We start from the raw sequence: 16,179 nt of genomic DNA on the forward strand, positions 1-16,179 counted from the left end.
GCGGCTTCAGCCGCGCTTCTTGCCCGCCGCAAAGAGGCTCGCCATGGCCTCGCGCATCCACAGCAGGGCCGGGTCCTGGTGGTAGCGCTGGTGCCAGTACATCGAGATATCAAATTCCGGAAACTTGGTGGGCGGCGGGCACAGGCGCAAGTCCAGGTGCGTGGCCACCAGCCGCGCCAGGTTGTTCGGCACGGGTGACACCAGGTCGGTCTCGGCCACGATGGGGCCCACGCACAAAAAACTGCGTACACGCAGCGAGATCTTCGCTTTCACGCGCGGGCTGGCCAACACCTTTTCGACCGTCGCCAAATGCTGTGTTCCCGGCGGGCTGGCCACCACATGGCCCAGGTGGCGCAGCTGCCCCACGGTGAGCGCGCCGGCCAGCGCTGGATGGCCCTGGCGCATCAAATACACAAAGTGCTCGCGAAACAGCACCTGCTGGTGCACCTGTTTGCCCAGGCCCGGGATGAAGCCCACCGCCATATCCACATCGCCGGTGGCCAGGCCTTCGGAGAGTTCGGCCAGGCTGGGTGACAAGGTCTCCACCGTGATGCCCGGCGCTTGCACCGCCAGCCACTGCGACAGGCGCGGCATGAAGTAACGCTCGCCGATATCCGTCATCGCGATGCGAAAAGTGCGTGTGGCCTGCGCGGGCACAAAAGCGGTTTTCTGCACCGTGCCGCGCACGATGTGCAGGGCTGCCGCCACCGGCTGCGCCAGCTGCTCGGCAAAGGGCGTGGGCTGCACACCGCGCTGCATGCGCACAAACAGCGCGTCGCCATACGACTCGCGCAGCTTGGCCAGGCCGTAACTCACCGCCGGCTGCGACAGCCCCAGCCGCGCGCCGGTGGCCGTGAGGTTCTTGGTGCGAAAGACGGTGTCAAAAAGCTCCAGCAGGTTGAGGTCAATCTGGTGGGTCAGCGGTTTGCCTTGGGCCTGCATGGTGCGTCTCCTTGCGTCTGCATGGTTCCTGATATCAACAAATCAGATATCACAGATTCTATATTTTCATTTCTCAAATGCCTGACGGCTGCCTATAGTCGCGTCCATCACATCAACGCACACCCAAAAAGGAGTGCGCTACAGGAGACACGATGATCAACCTCTGGGATATCCGCTACGTCAGGCTGGGCACACGCGACATCGCGTCGGCCAGCCGTTATGCGCGCCAGGTGGTTGGCCTGGAGTCGGCCCGCCAGGAGGGCGGCGCCGAATACTTTCGCAGCGATGGGCGTGACCACACACTGGTGTACTTCGAGGGCGACCCGGCCGACCACACCGTGGGCTTTGAGCTGCGCGATGCGGCGGAGCTGGAGGCCGCCGCCACGCTGCTGGACCGCAGCGACGTGAAAGTGCGCGCCGGCACGGCGGCGGAATGCGAGCAGCGCCGCGTCAAGTCCTTCATCAACTTCAAGGACCCGACCGGCAACAGCATAGACCTGGTGGTGCAGCCGCACCACAGCGGCCGCGACTACTGGCCGCCGCACAACACCGGCATCACCGGCTTCAGCCACATCGGCCTGTGCTCCAGCGACCCGGTGCGCGACGAACAGTTCTGGACGGGCGTTCTCGGCGCGCGCGTCAGCGACCGCATCGGCCCTTCACCGCTGCTGCGCATCGACGAAGTGCATCACAAGATCGCGCTCTTCCCCTCGCGCAAGCCCGGGGTGCAGCACGTCAACCACCAGGTCGACTCCATCAACGACCTGATGAAAGCCTGGTACCGCCTGCAGGCCGCCGGCGTGCGCATCGTCTTCGGTCCAGGCCGTCATCCGACCTCGGGCGCCTGCTTCCTCTACTTCGAGGGGCCGGACGGCATGGTCTATGAGTATTCGACCGGCGTGCGCCACATCACGGCAGAGCAGGAGGCCGGCTACCAGCCGCGCCAGTTCCCCATGGACACCACGTCCTTCTGCATGTGGGGCTCCAAACCCGATATCCCTGAATTCAAGGTCTGACATGGTGGCCCAGCATTTCTCTCAACTGCCCGATGCGCAACGCCGCGTGCGCCTGGCCGCGCGGGCTTTGTCGCGCCACGGCCTGGTGCATGCCTACGGGCATTGCAGCGAGCGGCTGGACGCCGAACACTTTCTGGTGTGCGCAGCCAAGCCCATGGGCCTGATTGCCCCCGGTGAGGCCGGCGTTGTCGTGCCGGTGTCCGGCAGCCTGCCGGAGGGCGTGCTTGGCGAGGTGCGCATTCACCAGCAGATCTACCAGCGCAGGCCCGAGGTGCGGGCCGTGGTGCGCAGCATGCCGCGCAGCGTGATGACGCTGGGCACCGCGCGCCGCACGCCGCGCCCGCGACACGGCTTCGGCGCTTACTTCGGCGCCGGTGTGGCGCTATGGGACGACCCGCAGCTGGTGCGCAGTGACGCCGCTGCGGCCGCATTGGCGGTGGAGCTCGGCGCCTTGAATGCGCTGGTCATGCGCGGCAACGGCGCGGTGGTGGCGGCGGACTCGCTACTTAAAGCCGTGGTGCTGACCTGGTACCTGGAAGACGCGGCGCGCCTGGAGCTGGATGTGCTGGCCGCCGGCCTGGAGGGTGAGTCCGTGCTGCTCGACGGGCAGGCCTGCGCCGAGCGCGCGACCAGCACCGGCCTGATCTACGAACGCATGTGGGACCACCTGACGGCGGGTGATGCCGAGCTGGGCCTTCCTACGAATCACTGACTGACGAAGAAAAGAACCCGAGAAGAACCATGTCCGACCCCAAGCCCACTATTCTGAATTTCATCAACGGCCAGTACCGCACCGGCAGCGGCAAGCTGTTTGACGACATCGACCCGGTCACAGGGCATCGTGTCGCGCAGGTGAGCGAAGCCGGCCGCAGCGATGTGGACGCAGCCGTGAAAGCGGCGCGTGCGGCGCTTGACGGCCCCTGGGGCAAGCTCACGCTCGCGCAGCGCGCCGACATGCTGTATGCCATCGCCGCCGCGATTGACCGCCGCGCCAAAGATTTTCTGGCTGCGGAAATTGCCGACACGGGCAAGCCCTACAAGCTCGCCTCGCACCTCGACATCCCGCGTGGCGCCGCCAACTTCCGCGTCTTCGCCGACGCGGTGCGCAACGTGCCGACCGAGTGCTTCACCATGACCGCGCCCGACGGCCAGCCCGGCCTGAACTACGCACTGCGCCGGCCCAAGGGCGTGATCGCGGTGGTGTGCCCCTGGAATTTGCCGCTCTTGCTCATGACCTGGAAGGTGGCGCCGGCACTCGCCTGCGGTAATACGGTGATCGTCAAGCCGTCGGAAGAAACACCGGCAACGGCCGCCTTGCTGGGCGAGGTGATGAACGAGGTCGGTGTGCCACCCGGCGTCTACAACGTGGTGCACGGATTCGGCCCCGGCTCGGCCGGCGAGTTTCTCACCACTCACCCGGGCGTTGATGCCATCACCTTCACCGGTGAAACCCGCACCGGCGCAGCCATCATCAAGGCCGCGGCCGATGGCATCAAGCCCGTATCGATGGAGCTGGGCGGCAAGAACCCGGCCATCGTGTTTGCCGACGCCAATCTTGATGTGGTGGCTGCAGGGCTGGCGCGTTCGGTGTTTGAAAACACCGGCCAGGTGTGCCTGGGCACTGAGCGTGTTTACGTCGAGCGGCCGGTCTTCGACGCCGTGGTGCAAAAACTGGCTGACGCTGCCAAGGCCTTGCGTCCCGGCGCCTCAGGCGATATCGCCGCCAACTGGGGGCCGCTGATCTCGCGAGAGCATCAGCAGAAGGTTTTGAGTTACTACGCACTGGCACGTGAGGAGGGCGCGCATGCGGTGTGTGGTGGTGGCGTGCCCGACATGCCGGAGGCCCTGCGCGGCGGTGCATGGATTGAACCTACCGTCTGGACCGGCCTGCCGCAAACGGCTCGTGTGGTGCAGGAAGAAATTTTTGGCCCCTGCTGCCACGTGATGCCCTTCGACACCGAAGAAGAAGCGCTGCGCCTGGCCGGCGACACGCCTTACGGCCTGGCCGCTTCTGTGTACACCCGCGACATCAACCGCGCCCACCGCGTGGCCTCAAAACTCAAGGTCGGCGTGGCCTGGGTCAACACCTGGTTCCTGCGCGACCTGCGCACGGCTTTCGGCGGCTCCGGCATGTCGGGCATAGGCCGCGAGGGCGGTGTGCATTCGCTGGAGTTCTACACCGAGCTGTCCAACGTCTGCATCAAACTGGAAGGAGCGCCTGCATGAACAACAAAGATATCGCCGCGGCGGCTGAGCAACTGTGGTCGGCCGCCGAAACCGGCCAGGCCATCACCCCGCTGCGCGAGCAGTTCGCACACTTCGGCGCTGACGAAGCCTATGCCGTGCAGGACATCAACACCGAGCGCCGCCTCAAAGCCGGTGGCAAGCTGGTGGGCCGCAAGATCGGCCTGACCGCGCGCGCCGTGCAAAAACAGCTCGGCGTGGACCAGCCCGACTTCGGCATGCTGTTTGCCGACATGGCTTATTGCGACGGCGAACCGATTCCGTGGAAGGTGCTGATGCAGCCCAAGGTCGAAGCCGAGGTCGCGCTGGTCATGGAGCACGACCTGCCCGAGCCCGGCATCACGGTCGCGCAATTGCTGCGCGCCACCGCCTTTGCATTGCCGGCGCTGGAGATCGTCGGCAGCCGCATCGCCAACTGGGACATCCGTTTTGTCGATACGGTCGCCGACAACGCCTCGAGCAGCGCCTTTGTGCTCGGCAACACGCCCGTCAAACCGCAGCAGCTCGATCTGCGCCTGGCCGGCATGGTGATGGAGCGCGGCGGTGAGCCTGTCTCGCTGGGTGCGGGCGCCGCCTGCCTGGGCCACCCTTACAACGCCGCCGTGTGGCTGGCCAACAAGATGGCCTCGCTGGGCCGTGGCCTGAAAGCCGGCGATGTGGTGCTGACCGGCGCGCTCGGCCCCATGGTCGTGGTGTCGCCCGGTGACGTGGTGGAAGCCCGCATCAACGGCCTCGGATCCGTCCGCGCCGCATTTGGAGACAAAGCATGAGCCTGATTCTTGACCTCGCCGCGCGGGTGGACGAAGCCGCACGCACCGCCACCGCCATTGCCCAGCTCTCGCACGAACACACGCTCAGCGAAGCACAGGCTTATGAAGTGCAGGCCGCATCGATCGCCCGGCGCCTGTCGCGCGGTGAGCGCCGCGTCGGCATGAAGATGGGCTTTACCAGCCGCGCCAAGATGCAGCAGATGGGTGTGCACGACATGATCTGGGGCCGGCTCACCGACGCCATGGCCGTGGAAGAGGGCGCGCCGGTTTTCCTGTCGCGTTATGTGCATCCACGGGTCGAGCCCGAGATTGCCTTCCTGCTGTCGCGGCCCTTGCCAGGCAACGCCACATTGGCTGAAGCCTTGCTGGCCGTGGAAGCCATCGCGCCCGCATTGGAAATCATTGATTCCCGTTATGCGGACTTCAAGTTCTCGCTGGCCGATGTGATTGCGGACAACGCGTCTTCTACCGGTTTTGTGATCGGCCCCTGGGCAGACCCGACGCAGGACTTCAGCAACCTCGGCCTGGTGCTGACGCTGAACGGCCAGCCCAAACAGGTCGGCTCCACGGCCGGCATCCTCGGCCATCCGTTGCGCTCGCTGGTAGCGGCCGCACGCATCTGCGCCGCTGCCGGCGAGCCGCTGCAAGCCGGCGCGATTGTGATGGCCGGTGGCGCCACCGCCGCCGAAGCCCTGGCGCCCGGCGTGCATGTGCGCTGCGAGATGCAGCACATTGGCGCCGTCTCATTCACCACCACGGAGTAAGCCATGCCGTTGATACAGGTCACCTTGATCGAAGGCCGCCCCATGGAGGCCAAGGCCGAACTCATACGCACGCTGACGGAAGCGGCGGTCGCCAGCCTGAACGCACCGCGCGAAGCCGTGCGCGTGATCGTTCAGGAAGTGCCGGCCGCGCACTGGGGCGTGGGCGGCGTGCCCAAGGGCTAAAAAAACTGCACAGGACATTGCACAGGAAACATCATGACTGAAAAACTCAAAGCCGCCATCATCGGCCCCGGCAATATCGGCACCGACTTGATGATCAAGATCCTGCGCCACGGCAGGCATATCGAAATTGCCGCCATGGCCGGCGTGGACCCGGGCTCCGACGGCCTGGCCCGCGCAGCGCGCATGGGTGTGGCCGTCACGCACGAAGGCGTGGAGGGCCTGGCCAGGCTGCCGGTGTTTGCCGACGTCGACATCGTGTTCGACGCAACCAGCGCGGCGGCGCATGTGGTGAACGATGCTTTCCTGCGTGGCCTCAAGCCCGGCATCCGCATGGTGGACCTGACGCCCGCCGCCATCGGCCCCTACTGTGTGCCGGTGGTCAACGGCCATGCCTACCTGGATGCGCCCAACGTGAACATGGTGACCTGCGGCGGCCAGGCCACCATACCGATGGTGGCGGCGGTGTCGCGCATCGCGCCCGTGCTGTACGGCGAGATCGTTGCCAGCATTTCCAGCAAAAGCGCCGGCCCCGGCACACGCGCCAATATTGACGAGTTCACCGAGACCACCTCGCGCGCCATCGAAGCAGTGGGCGGCGCAAAGAAGGGCAAGGCCATCATCGTGCTGAACCCGGCCGAGCCGCCGCTCATCATGCGCGACACCGTCTATTGCCTCAGCGAGATGGCGGACGAAGACCGGGTGGCGCAATCGGTGGAGCGCATGGTGGCCGAGGTGCAGCAGTACGTGCCCGGCTACAGCCTCAAGCAGAAGGTGCAGTTTGAACGCATAGGCGCCGCCGCACCCTTGAACATTCCCGGCGTGGGGCATGTCAGCGGCCTGAAGACTTCCATCTTTCTGGAAGTCGAAGGCGCCGCGCATTACCTGCCCGCCTACGCCGGCAACCTCGACATCATGACCAGCGCCGCGCTGGCGACGGCCGAGCGCATGGCCGAAAAAATGCTGGCGCAAGCAGCGCTGGCCTGACCCCGGAGACCTTCATGAACCCCAACAAGAAAATCTATATCTCCGACGTGACGCTGCGTGACGGCAGCCATGCGGTGAGGCACCAGTACAGCGTGGCCGACATGATGCGCATCGCGGCGGCGCTCGATGCCGCCAGGGTGGACTCCATTGAAGTCGCCCACGGTGACGGCCTGCAGGGCTCCAGTTTCAACTACGGCTTCGGCGCGCACACCGACCTGATGTGGATCGAGGCGGTGGCCAGTGTGGTGCAGCACGCAAAGATCGCCACCTTGCTGATACCCGGCATCGGCACCGTGCACGACCTGAAGGCCGCCCACAGCGCGGGTGCCAGCATTGTGCGCATCGCCACACATTGCACTGAGGCCGATATCTCGCGCCAGCACATCGAATACGCGCGCCACCTGGGCATGGAGGCCGTGGGCTTTTTGATGATGAGCCATATGCAGACGCCCAAGGTGCTGGCAGAGCAGGCCAAGCTGATGGAAAGCTACGGCGCAACCTGCTGCTACGTGGTGGACTCGGGCGGCGCGCTGGGCATGCAGGATGTGCGCGACCGGTTCCGCGCGATGAAGGATGTGCTCAAGCCCGAAACGCTGACCGGCATGCACGCCCACCACAACCTGAGCCTGGGCGTGGCGAACTCCATCGTTGCGGTCGAAGAAGGCTGCGACCGTGTGGACGCCAGCCTTGCGGGCATGGGCGCCGGCGCAGGCAATGCGCCGCTGGAGGTGTTCATCGCCGCTGCCGAGCGCCTGGGCTGGAACCATGGCTGCGACCTCTACCGGCTGATGGACGCCGCGGACGACATCGTGCGGCCGCTGCAAGACCGCCCTGTGCGGGTAGACCGCGAAACCCTTGCGCTGGGGTATGCCGGTGTGTATTCGAGCTTTTTGCGCCACTCCGAAATCGCCGCCGCGAAGTACGGCCTCAAGGCCGTCGACATCCTGGTCGAGCTGGGCCGCCGCCGCATGGTGGGCGGGCAGGAGGACATGATCGTCGACGTGGCGCTGGACCTGCTCAAGGCCGGTGCGGGCACTGCCCCGCTTGCCGCCGCATCGACGGGAGGGCTCACCCAGAGATGACCCCGCCAATCACCCGCTTCATTCCCCCTTGCTTCCCGACAAAAACCACGACCTGAACTTTCGCAGGAGACAAACATGCTGAACCGAATCACGACAAGCGCCTGGCTGGGCGCAGCCATCCTCGCCGCCACGTTTGCACCGCTCGCCAGCGCGCAAACCTTTCCGAGCAAGCCCGTCAAAATCATCACCCCGTTCTCCGCCGGCAGCGGGCCGGACGCTGCGCTGCGTGTCATTGCCGAGAAGCTCAGCAAAAAATGGGGGCAACCCGTGTTGATCGACAACCGCCCCGGCGGCAATGGTTTTATCGCCATGGGCGCGTTCAAGCAGACCATGCCGGGCGGCCATGACCTGGTGGCGCTGGACAGCAACCACATGACGACGCATCCGCACACCTTTCGCAAATTGCCCTATGACCCGCAGCGCGACCTGGAGCCGATCCGTCCCATCCTGCGGACCGACTTCTTTGTGGTGGTCGGCAAAGACAGCCCCTTCCGCACGCTGGACGACATCATCAAGGAGGCTAAGTCCAAACCGGGCACGGTGTCTTACGGCTCCTGGTTTGTCGGCAGCCCCGGCCACCTGGGTGCCCTCAAGCTGCAGTCGCTCAAAGGCATCCAGATGATGCATGTGCCCTACAAGGACATGGGCCAGCTCTACACGGCGGTCGCCACACAGGAAGTGCAGTGGGCCCTGGGCAGCGTCGCCAGCGCGGGCGGCATGGAAAAGGGCGGCAGGGTGCGCTTCATCGCGCTGGCCGGCGCGCAGCGCTCGCCGCTTTACCCCAACGTGCCTACAACGAACGAATCACCCGGCACCAAGGGCTACGAGATCAATGCCTGGGTGGGCCTCTTTGCACCGCGCGGCACACCCAAGGCCGTGCGCGACAAGATCAGCGCCGATGTGGCCGAAGCCATGGCCTCGCCGGACCTTGTGGAGCGTTACCGCACCCTGGGCTACGAAAACATGAACCTCGGCCCCGACCAGTTTGCCAACCTGATCCGCCAGGAAACGCAGACCTGGAAGAAGACGATTGAGGATGCGAACCTGAAGCTGGACGATTAAGCGAACCCCCTTAAGCGAACCCCCGGTCAACGCGCCGGGGCCAGCGCACCCAGATAGGTCCGCACTTTTTCGTCTTGCGCGAGGGTGTCGAAGTCGGGCGCCTCGCTGACAGCGCCTTTTTGCACAAAGATAAAGCGCTCGCAGCACTGCCGCAGGATGTCGACGTGATAAGGCTCATTGGGGTGCAGGCATAAAAAAACCAGCCGGCCGTTGGCCTTGAGCTTGGCAAAGAAATCCAGCATGAAGCCGATGTAGCCGTCCTGCGTGTTGAACTGCGGCTCGTCGAACAAATGCACCAGCGGTGAATCGCTTTGCGCATGCGCCAGCATGAAGTCAGGTTTGGTCTTCTGGAAAGACCGCACCTGGTAGGACTGGTGGTAGTGGATCGCCAGCCGGTCGCGCTCGCGCGTGCGCACCTGGTGGATGTCCTGGCCGTTCACCAGCACGCGGCCTGCGCTGGGCAGGTTGCTGCCGGTGATCAGCTCAAACAGCGTGGTTTTGCCTGAACCGTTGGGGCCCATGACACCGACCACACAGGGCTTGTGCACTTCGAAATCGGCGTTCAGTGAAAAGGTGGTGGTCTTGTGGAAGACGCCGCGCTGGTATTGCTTGGCGACGTTTTCGACACGTAAAAGTGGATGGCTCATGCTGGCTCAAACTCCCAAAAGTTGCCGGCACAGGGCGGCGTCGTTGCGCAATTCGGCCGCTGGGCCCTCGTGGACGATGACGCCCTGGTTCATCACATAGGCACGGTCGGCCACCTGCAGCGCGCTTTGCACGTTCTGCTCGACCACCAGCACCGCAATGCCTTCGGCCTTGAGCCGGCTGATGGTTTTCATCACGTCCTGCACCACCTTGGGCGCCAGGCCCTGGCTGGGCTCGTCAAAGAGCACCAGGCCGGGCGAGCCGAGCAGCGCGCGCGAGATCGCCACCATCTGCATTTCGCCGCCCGAGAGGTTTTCGCATTCACGGTGCATCAGGTATTCGAGTGCACTGAAGATTTCAAAACACTCTTTCTCATTCCATTTGCGAAAACGTGTTTCCTTGCGCGCAATGGCAAGGTTGCGCGCCACCGTCAGCGTCGGGAAAATGCGGCGGTCATCCGGCACCCAGCCCATGCCGGCCTTGGCGATCTCATGCGTGGCCATGCGTGTGATGTCGCGTGCGTCGAAGGCGACGCTGCCCTTGCGCGGCGGCGTGAGGCCGAGCACGGAGCGCAGCAGCGTGGTCTTGCCCGCACCGTTGGGCCCCAGCAGCGCCACGACTTCGCCGGCGCCGACTTTCAGCGAAACGTCGAACAGCACCTGCGTTTCGCCGTAGAAGGTGTCTATGCGGTCCACGGCCAGCATGTCGGCCTGCGGTGACACGGTTTTGATGACGGATTTCAGGACTGCGCTCATGCCAGCGCTCCCAGGTTGGAGCGGCGCACCCATTCGTTTTCGCGCAGCTGGTCGGGTGTGCCCTGGGTGATGACCTGGCCCCAATGGATGACGGAGATCTGGTCGGCGAGTTTGAAGAGGAAATTCATGTCGTGTTCAATGATCACAATGGTGAGCTGGCGCTTGAGTTCTTTCACCAGCTCCATCAGGCGCGCCGTGCCTTCGGCGCCCAGGCCGGCGGTGGGTTCGTCGAGGAAGAGCATGCGCGGCTCGGCCGCCAGCGCCACGCCGATCTCCAGCGCGCGGCGCTCACCGTAGGAAAGGCTGCTGGCCAGCACATGCTCTTTGCCCTTGAGGCCCACACGCTCCAGCACGGCTGCGGCCAGCTGCTGCGCCGTGCTGTCGGCGCCCAGGTCGCGCCAGGGGTTAAAGCCCTGCTGGCGCACATGCGGCGTGGCCACCAGCACGTTGTCCAGCGCGGTATAGCTGTCAAAGAGATTCATGATCTGGAAAGAGCGCGACACGCCCTTGCGTGCGATCTCGCGCGGCGACAGGCCGGTGATGTCTTCACCCGCAAAGGTCACGCGACCGCGGTCGGGCTTGTAGCGGCCCGTCAGCACATTGAAGCAGGTGGTTTTGCCCGCCCCATTGGGCCCCATGATGCCGTTGAGCTCGCCTTCCTTGAAGCTGAGCGTGATGTCTTGCAGCACCACCTGGGCGCCGAACCGTTTGGACAGGCCGCTGGCCTCGAAGAGCTTCACAGTGCACCTCCTGCGGGTGCGGCTGCGGGCTTGGCGGCCACTGGGCGCTTTGGCCTGGCCTTCCAGGCTTGCCACGCGCCGGCAATGCCTTCGGGCTTGAACAGCACCATGGCCATAAACACCAGGCCGTACCAGAGCAACCAGGTCTCGGTGTAGGCGCCCAGCAGGTCGCGCGCCAGGATAAAGAAGGTGGCGCCGATGATGGGGCCCCAGAAGCTCACGAGGCCACCGCCGATCAGCACCATCATCACGACGAAGCCCGAGTTGTGCAGGCTCATGACATTCGGGTAGGCCGATTGCTGCGCCATCGCAAACAGCGCACCGGCCAGGCCCGCCACGGCGGTAGACAGCGTGAAGGCCAGCCACTTGTACAGCCAGACGTTGTAGCCCACAAAGGCTGCGCGCGTTTCGTTTTGCTTGATGGCGCTGAAGATGCGGCCCAGTGGTGAATGGATCAGCCGCCACAAGCCCAGCAGCACCAGCGCGAAGAGCACCAGGCAAAAGAAGAAGAGGGCGTTGTTGCCGGCGAGATTAAAAGACACGAAGCCGAAATCGGCCGGCAGGCGCTTGATGTTCAGCAGCCCGTCTTCACCGCCGGTGACGGTGTGCCATTTGTTGGCGATGAACCAGAACACCTGGCCAAAGGCGATGGTGAGCAGCGCGTAATAGATACCGCGCCGGTGCGAGATAAACAGCGCCACCAGTGCCCCCAGCGCCGCCGTGACCAGCACCGCGCCGGCCAGGTCAAACCACAGGTTGGGCCAGACCTTGAGCTGCAGCAAACCGAAAGCGTAGGCGCCCGTGCCGAAGAAGGCGCCGTGCCCGAAGGAGGGCAGGCCGGTAAAGCCCAGCAGCAGGTTGTAGCCCATCGCGAACAGCACCCAGATCATGATTTCCAGGGCCAGGTATTGGTAGAGCCCGACGCGGCCCACCCACAGCGGGGTGGATAGCAGCACCAATAGGGTGACGAGCATCGGTAAGGGGATCAGCGGCGCGCGGCCGGAAGCGAGTTGCATGGGAAATATGTCTCTTGATGTGGTTGGTACAGGGAAGGGGGCTGGACAGGGCTGGAAATAAAACTTGAAATAAGTGCTGGACAAAACAGAATATACGTTCTATTATTAAAACATGCAAGAACATTTATTCTATTTTGATGCTGTGCAAGCCCAAGCGGCCCAGCCGCATTCCCGAGGCGACCAATGACTATGGACTCTGCAACAACCTACGAAGAATTGAAAGCGCTGATTGGCCGGACTTACCCGGACATGTCCAAGCAGCTGCAGCGCATCGCGCGTTTCGCGCTTGAGCAACCCAACGACCTGGCGCTGGGCACGGTGGCGACGGTGGCTGAGGCCACTGAAGTGCAACCCTCGGCCATGATCCGCTTTGCCAACGCGCTGGGCTACGGCGGCTTCTCTGAAATGCAGCAGGTGTTTCGCGGCCATTTGCTGGAGCGCTCCGACAGCTACCGCGAGCGTATTGAGCAGATGCGCCGCAAGCAGGTCAACGGCGAGCGCGCGCCGGCCGGCATCCTGCACCAGCTGGTCGGTGAGTCGGTGGCCGAACTCGGCCACCTTGAAGAAACCATTGCCCAGGCCGACCTGAAGGCCGCCGTCAAGCTCATGGCTTCGGCGTCGCGCATTCATGTACTGGCCCAGCGCCGCGCTTTCCCGGTAGCCGGTTACCTGGCGTATGCATTGAGCCAGCTTGAACTGCGCACCCACCTGCTCGACGGCATGGGCGGCATGCTGCGCGAAAGCCTGCGTTCCATCGAACCCGGCGACGTGCTGATTGCCGCGAGCTTTCGCAGCTACTCACCCGAAGTCATTGAGGCCGCCGCCATCGCCGCCAAAATGGGCGCTTCGGTGATTGCCATCACCGACGGCCCGCTGTCACCGCTCAAGGCCTCCGCCAAGGTGTGCCTCGAGCTGGCCGACGACTCCTCCAAACCTTTCCGCTCGCTGGTCGCGCCGCTGTGCCTGGCGCAGGCGCTGGTGGTCAGCACCGGCCATCAGCTCGCCGAGCAAAGCCCGGCCAAAGCCAAGGGCAAGCCGGCAGGCAAGACCCCTGCCAAAACCGCGCGAAAGGGGGCCGCATGAGCCGTCCTCTGGACCTGATCTGCGTGGGCCGCGCCGCCGTGGACTTATACGGTGAGCAAATCGGTGGCCGCCTGGAAGACATGCAGAGCTTCACCAAATACCTGGGCGGCTCGCCGGCCAACACCGCTGTGGGTGTGGCGCGCCTGGGTCTCAAGCCCGCCATGCTGACCCGCGTGGGTGACGAGCACAACGGCCGTTTTGTGCGCGAAACCCTGGCAGCCGAAGGTGTGGATGTGAGCCATGTCGCCACCGACCCCAAGCGCCTGACGGCACTGGTGTTCCTTGGCATCCAGGACCGCGACACTTTTCCGCTGGTGTTCTACCGCGACAACTGCGCCGACATGGCGATCAGCCCGCAGGACTTCGATGCGGCCTTCATCGGCTCGGCCAAGGCGCTGCTGATTTCGGGCACGCATCTGTCGCAGCCGCTCACTTATGAAAGCTGCGTTCGGGCGATGACGATGGCCAAAGCCGCGGGTACACGCGTGGTGCTGGACATTGACTACCGCCCCGTGCTGTGGGGCCTGACCAGCCCGGGTATGGGCGAGCAGCGTTTTGTACCGTCGGGTGAAGTCAGTGCGCACCTGCAGACCATCGTCGGCCATTGCGACCTGATCGTGGGCACCGAAGAAGAAGTTCATATCGCCGGCGGCAGCACCGACACGCTCGCTGCCCTGCGCCGCCTGCGCGAGTTGACGGCTGCAACCCTGGTCGTCAAACGTGGGCCCATGGGATGTGTGGTGTTCGACGGCGCGATTCCCGACTCGCTTGAAAAAGGTTTGCAGGGCCCCGGCTTTCCGGTCGATGTCTACAACGTGCTGGGCGCCGGCGATGCCTTCATGTCGGGCTTTCTGCGCGGCTGGATCCCCGGCGAGCCGCTCACACGCTGCTGCGCCTATGCCAACGCCTGCGGCGCGCTGGTCGTGTCGCGCCATGGCTGCGCACCGGCCATGGCGAGCTGGGAAGAGTTGCAATTTTTCCTGGTGCATGGCTCGACCACCCGGCGCCTGCGCGAAGACGCACAGCTCGAACACCTGCACCGCGTCAGCACGCGTACGCGCCGCTGGGAAGAGCTGGTCATTCTGGCATTCGACCACCGCATGCAACTGGAAGAGGTAGCGGCGCGCCACGGCGCCGGTAACGAACGCATCCCGCTTTTTAAATCCCTGATCGCTGAAGGCGCACGGCGCGGCGCCGGTCAGCGCGACGGCGTGGGCGTGATTGTCGATGGACGCTTTGGCGAAGAGGTGCTTCCAACGGTGACCGGCAAAGGCTGGTGGGTCGCAAGGCCGGTTGAGCTGCCGGGCTCGCGCCCGCTGCAGTTTGAAGCCGGCGCCGGCCTGGGCGCCGCCATGCGGACCTGGCCCGGTGAGCATGTCGCCAAATGCCTGGTGTATTACCACCCGCATGACAAACCGGCCCTGCGCGAAAACCAGCTCGCCCGCCTGGCCGACCTGCAGCGCGCCAGCGTCGACAGCTTTCATGAATTCCTGATCGAGGTCATTCCGCCCAAAGACATGCCGGCGGATGACGACACCGTGCCCTTGGCCCTCGAGCAAATTTACCGGGCCGGCATCTTCCCCGACTGGTGGAAGCTGCCGCCCGCAGCCAGCGCGACGGCCTGGGAAAAGATCGCGGCGGTCGTTCATCAGCATGACCCGCATTGCCGCGGCGTGCTGGTGCTGGGCCTGGAGGCCAGCGAAGAAAACCTCGACCAGAGCTTTCGCATCGCGGCGCCGCACGCCATCTGCCGCGGCTTTGCCGTAGGGCGTTCGATTTTTGCCGATGCCGCAACCGGCTGGTTCTCCGGCGCCATGGACGACGCGGCGGTGGTCAAGGACATTGCCGAGCGCTATGCGCGGCTGATCACGCTGTGGGACCAGGCCAAAACGGGCAAGGGCGCCGGCGTTTCAGCCGGCGCAGCCGAAGCCGTGAACTGAACCAGGCCCCCAAACAAATCACAACGAGAAAGAAGACGGAGACAACATGACACCCCGAATTGGATTTATCGGCATCGGCATGATGGGCCACGGCATGGCCAAAAACCTGCTGGCCAAGGGCTTTGGCCTGACCTTCAAGGTCAACCGCAACAGGGACAACCTGGCCGACCTGATCGCCGCCGGCGCGAAGGAGGCCAAGACCAACGCCGAATGCGCGCAGGCCAGCGACATCGTGTTTATCTGCGTGACGGGCTCGCCCCAGGTTGAAGACATCGTCTACGGCAAAGACGGTCTGCTGGACAGCGGCCGCACCGGCCTGATCGTGGTCGACACCTCGACGGCCGAGCCTGCCTCCAGCACCCGCATTCGCAACGACCTCGCGGCCAAAGGCATCAAGCTGGTCGACGCGCCGCTGGCCCGCACGCCGAAGGAGGCCGAGGAGGGCCGGCTCAACACCATGGTGGGCGCGGAGCCAGCGGACTTCAAGACTTTGGAGCCAGTGCTCAAGGCCTTTTGCGAAAACATCTTTCACGTCGGCCCGCCCGGCCACGGCCATGTGCTCAAGCTGGTCAACAACATGATGGCCATGAGCTTTGCGGCCTCGATTGCCGAAGCCTTTGCGGTCGCAGCCAAAAGCGGTCTGGACCTCAACCGCCTGTATGACGTGATCTCGGCCGGTGGCGTGAACTGCGGCATTTTCCAGATGATGGCGACCAAGACGCTCAAGGAAGGCGATGTGACCGGGTTCAAGTTCGGCATCGCCAATGCGCAGAAAGATTTGCGCTACTACACGCACCTGGCCGAGATGCTGCCCGTTACCAGCTTTATGGGTGAAGCCACGCACCAGAGCCTGATCCAGGCCAGCAACGCCGGCTTCGGCGACAAGCTGATCGCCTCCCTTTTCGAAGCACAGGAAAAACTCAACGACGTCAAGATCGTTCCCCGTTAAACCA

Annotated in this window: 17 protein-coding genes; 12 read left to right on the forward strand and 5 right to left on the reverse strand. The window is 64.4% G+C overall.

Features of this window, described 5'->3' with window-relative positions; translation table 11 throughout:
- Nucleotides 1–6 precede the first annotated feature (6 nt).
- The gene (locus BM408_RS11105; protein ID WP_092129922.1) at nt 7–942 is read right to left on the reverse strand and encodes a LysR family transcriptional regulator; all 936 of its coding nucleotides are present in this window, start codon (nt 940–942) and stop codon (nt 7–9) included.
- 152 nt (nt 943–1,094) lie between these two features.
- Between BM408_RS11105 and BM408_RS11110 the strand changes: the two genes are divergently transcribed.
- From BM408_RS11110 to BM408_RS11150, 9 genes are all read left to right on the forward strand, one after another.
- Entirely contained in the window at nt 1,095–1,958 is an 864-nt protein-coding gene (locus tag BM408_RS11110) for a VOC family protein (RefSeq protein WP_092129923.1), read from the forward strand.
- Nucleotide 1,959: 1 nt separating this feature from the next.
- The gene (locus tag BM408_RS11115) at nt 1,960–2,670 is read left to right on the forward strand and encodes a class II aldolase/adducin family protein (protein WP_092129924.1); all 711 of its coding nucleotides are present in this window, start codon (nt 1,960–1,962) and stop codon (nt 2,668–2,670) included.
- 29 nt (nt 2,671–2,699) lie between these two features.
- Complete coding sequence (locus BM408_RS11120; protein ID WP_092129925.1) at nt 2,700–4,184, forward strand: 2-hydroxymuconic semialdehyde dehydrogenase; 1,485 nt, start codon at nt 2,700–2,702, stop codon at nt 4,182–4,184.
- A complete protein-coding gene (gene mhpD, locus BM408_RS11125; protein ID WP_092129926.1) occupies nt 4,181–4,972 on the forward strand; it encodes a 2-keto-4-pentenoate hydratase in 792 nt (263 codons plus the stop codon). The genes BM408_RS11120 and mhpD overlap by 4 nt, the downstream gene beginning before the upstream one ends.
- Entirely contained in the window at nt 4,969–5,736 is a 768-nt protein-coding gene (locus tag BM408_RS11130) for a 2-keto-4-pentenoate hydratase (RefSeq protein WP_092129927.1), read from the forward strand. Before mhpD ends, BM408_RS11130 begins: the two co-directional genes overlap by 4 nt.
- A gap of 3 nt (nt 5,737–5,739) precedes the next feature.
- Nucleotides 5,740–5,919 carry a 4-oxalocrotonate tautomerase gene (locus tag BM408_RS11135; RefSeq protein WP_092129928.1) on the forward strand — a complete coding sequence of 60 codons (180 nt, stop codon included), beginning with the start codon at nt 5,740–5,742 and terminating at the stop codon, nt 5,917–5,919.
- Between the two features lie 33 nt (nt 5,920–5,952).
- Nucleotides 5,953–6,903 (forward strand): acetaldehyde dehydrogenase (acetylating), encoded by a 951-nt coding sequence (locus BM408_RS11140; protein WP_175541755.1) that lies wholly within the window; start codon nt 5,953–5,955, stop codon nt 6,901–6,903.
- 14 nt (nt 6,904–6,917) lie between these two features.
- On the forward strand, nt 6,918–7,985 hold the full coding sequence (dmpG, locus tag BM408_RS11145) for a 4-hydroxy-2-oxovalerate aldolase (protein WP_092129930.1): 1,068 nt from the start codon (nt 6,918–6,920) through the stop codon (nt 7,983–7,985).
- Between the two features lie 75 nt (nt 7,986–8,060).
- Nucleotides 8,061–9,047: a Bug family tripartite tricarboxylate transporter substrate binding protein gene (locus BM408_RS11150; RefSeq protein WP_092129931.1), complete on the forward strand. Its 987-nt coding sequence runs from the start codon at nt 8,061–8,063 to the stop codon at nt 9,045–9,047.
- Nucleotides 9,048–9,073: 26 nt separating this feature from the next.
- Here BM408_RS11150 and BM408_RS11155 read toward each other — a convergent pair whose 3' ends face one another.
- Genes BM408_RS11155 through BM408_RS11170 form a run of 4 tightly spaced genes read right to left on the reverse strand, consistent with a single transcriptional unit; the run spans nt 9,074 to nt 12,203 of the window.
- Complete coding sequence (locus BM408_RS11155) at nt 9,074–9,694, reverse strand: ATP-binding cassette domain-containing protein (protein ID WP_092129932.1); 621 nt, start codon at nt 9,692–9,694, stop codon at nt 9,074–9,076.
- Nucleotides 9,695–9,700: 6 nt separating this feature from the next.
- Nucleotides 9,701–10,447 (reverse strand): ABC transporter ATP-binding protein, encoded by a 747-nt coding sequence (locus tag BM408_RS11160; RefSeq protein ID WP_254774776.1) that lies wholly within the window; start codon nt 10,445–10,447, stop codon nt 9,701–9,703.
- Nucleotides 10,444–11,187 carry an ABC transporter ATP-binding protein gene (locus BM408_RS11165; RefSeq protein WP_092129933.1) on the reverse strand — a complete coding sequence of 248 codons (744 nt, stop codon included), beginning with the start codon at nt 11,185–11,187 and terminating at the stop codon, nt 10,444–10,446. Before BM408_RS11165 ends, BM408_RS11160 begins: the two co-directional genes overlap by 4 nt.
- The gene (locus tag BM408_RS11170; protein ID WP_092129934.1) at nt 11,184–12,203 is read right to left on the reverse strand and encodes a branched-chain amino acid ABC transporter permease; all 1,020 of its coding nucleotides are present in this window, start codon (nt 12,201–12,203) and stop codon (nt 11,184–11,186) included. Before BM408_RS11170 ends, BM408_RS11165 begins: the two co-directional genes overlap by 4 nt.
- A 183-nt stretch (nt 12,204–12,386) precedes the next feature.
- Between BM408_RS11170 and BM408_RS11175 the strand changes: the two genes are divergently transcribed.
- From BM408_RS11175 to BM408_RS11185, 3 genes are read left to right on the forward strand one after another with little or no spacing between them, the layout of a single operon-like run.
- Nucleotides 12,387–13,286: a MurR/RpiR family transcriptional regulator gene (locus BM408_RS11175; protein ID WP_254774777.1), complete on the forward strand. Its 900-nt coding sequence runs from the start codon at nt 12,387–12,389 to the stop codon at nt 13,284–13,286.
- Nucleotides 13,283–15,226 carry a bifunctional 5-dehydro-2-deoxygluconokinase/5-dehydro-2-deoxyphosphogluconate aldolase gene (gene iolC, locus BM408_RS11180; protein WP_092129936.1) on the forward strand — a complete coding sequence of 648 codons (1,944 nt, stop codon included), beginning with the start codon at nt 13,283–13,285 and terminating at the stop codon, nt 15,224–15,226. Before BM408_RS11175 ends, iolC begins: the two co-directional genes overlap by 4 nt.
- 46 nt (nt 15,227–15,272) lie before the next feature.
- The gene (locus tag BM408_RS11185; RefSeq protein ID WP_092129937.1) at nt 15,273–16,175 is read left to right on the forward strand and encodes an NAD(P)-dependent oxidoreductase; all 903 of its coding nucleotides are present in this window, start codon (nt 15,273–15,275) and stop codon (nt 16,173–16,175) included.
- Nucleotides 16,176–16,179: the final 4 nt, after the last annotated feature.

Origin of the sequence: Polaromonas sp. YR568, assembly GCF_900116715.1 — a bacterium.
Classification (GTDB): domain Bacteria; phylum Pseudomonadota; class Gammaproteobacteria; order Burkholderiales; family Burkholderiaceae_C; genus Polaromonas.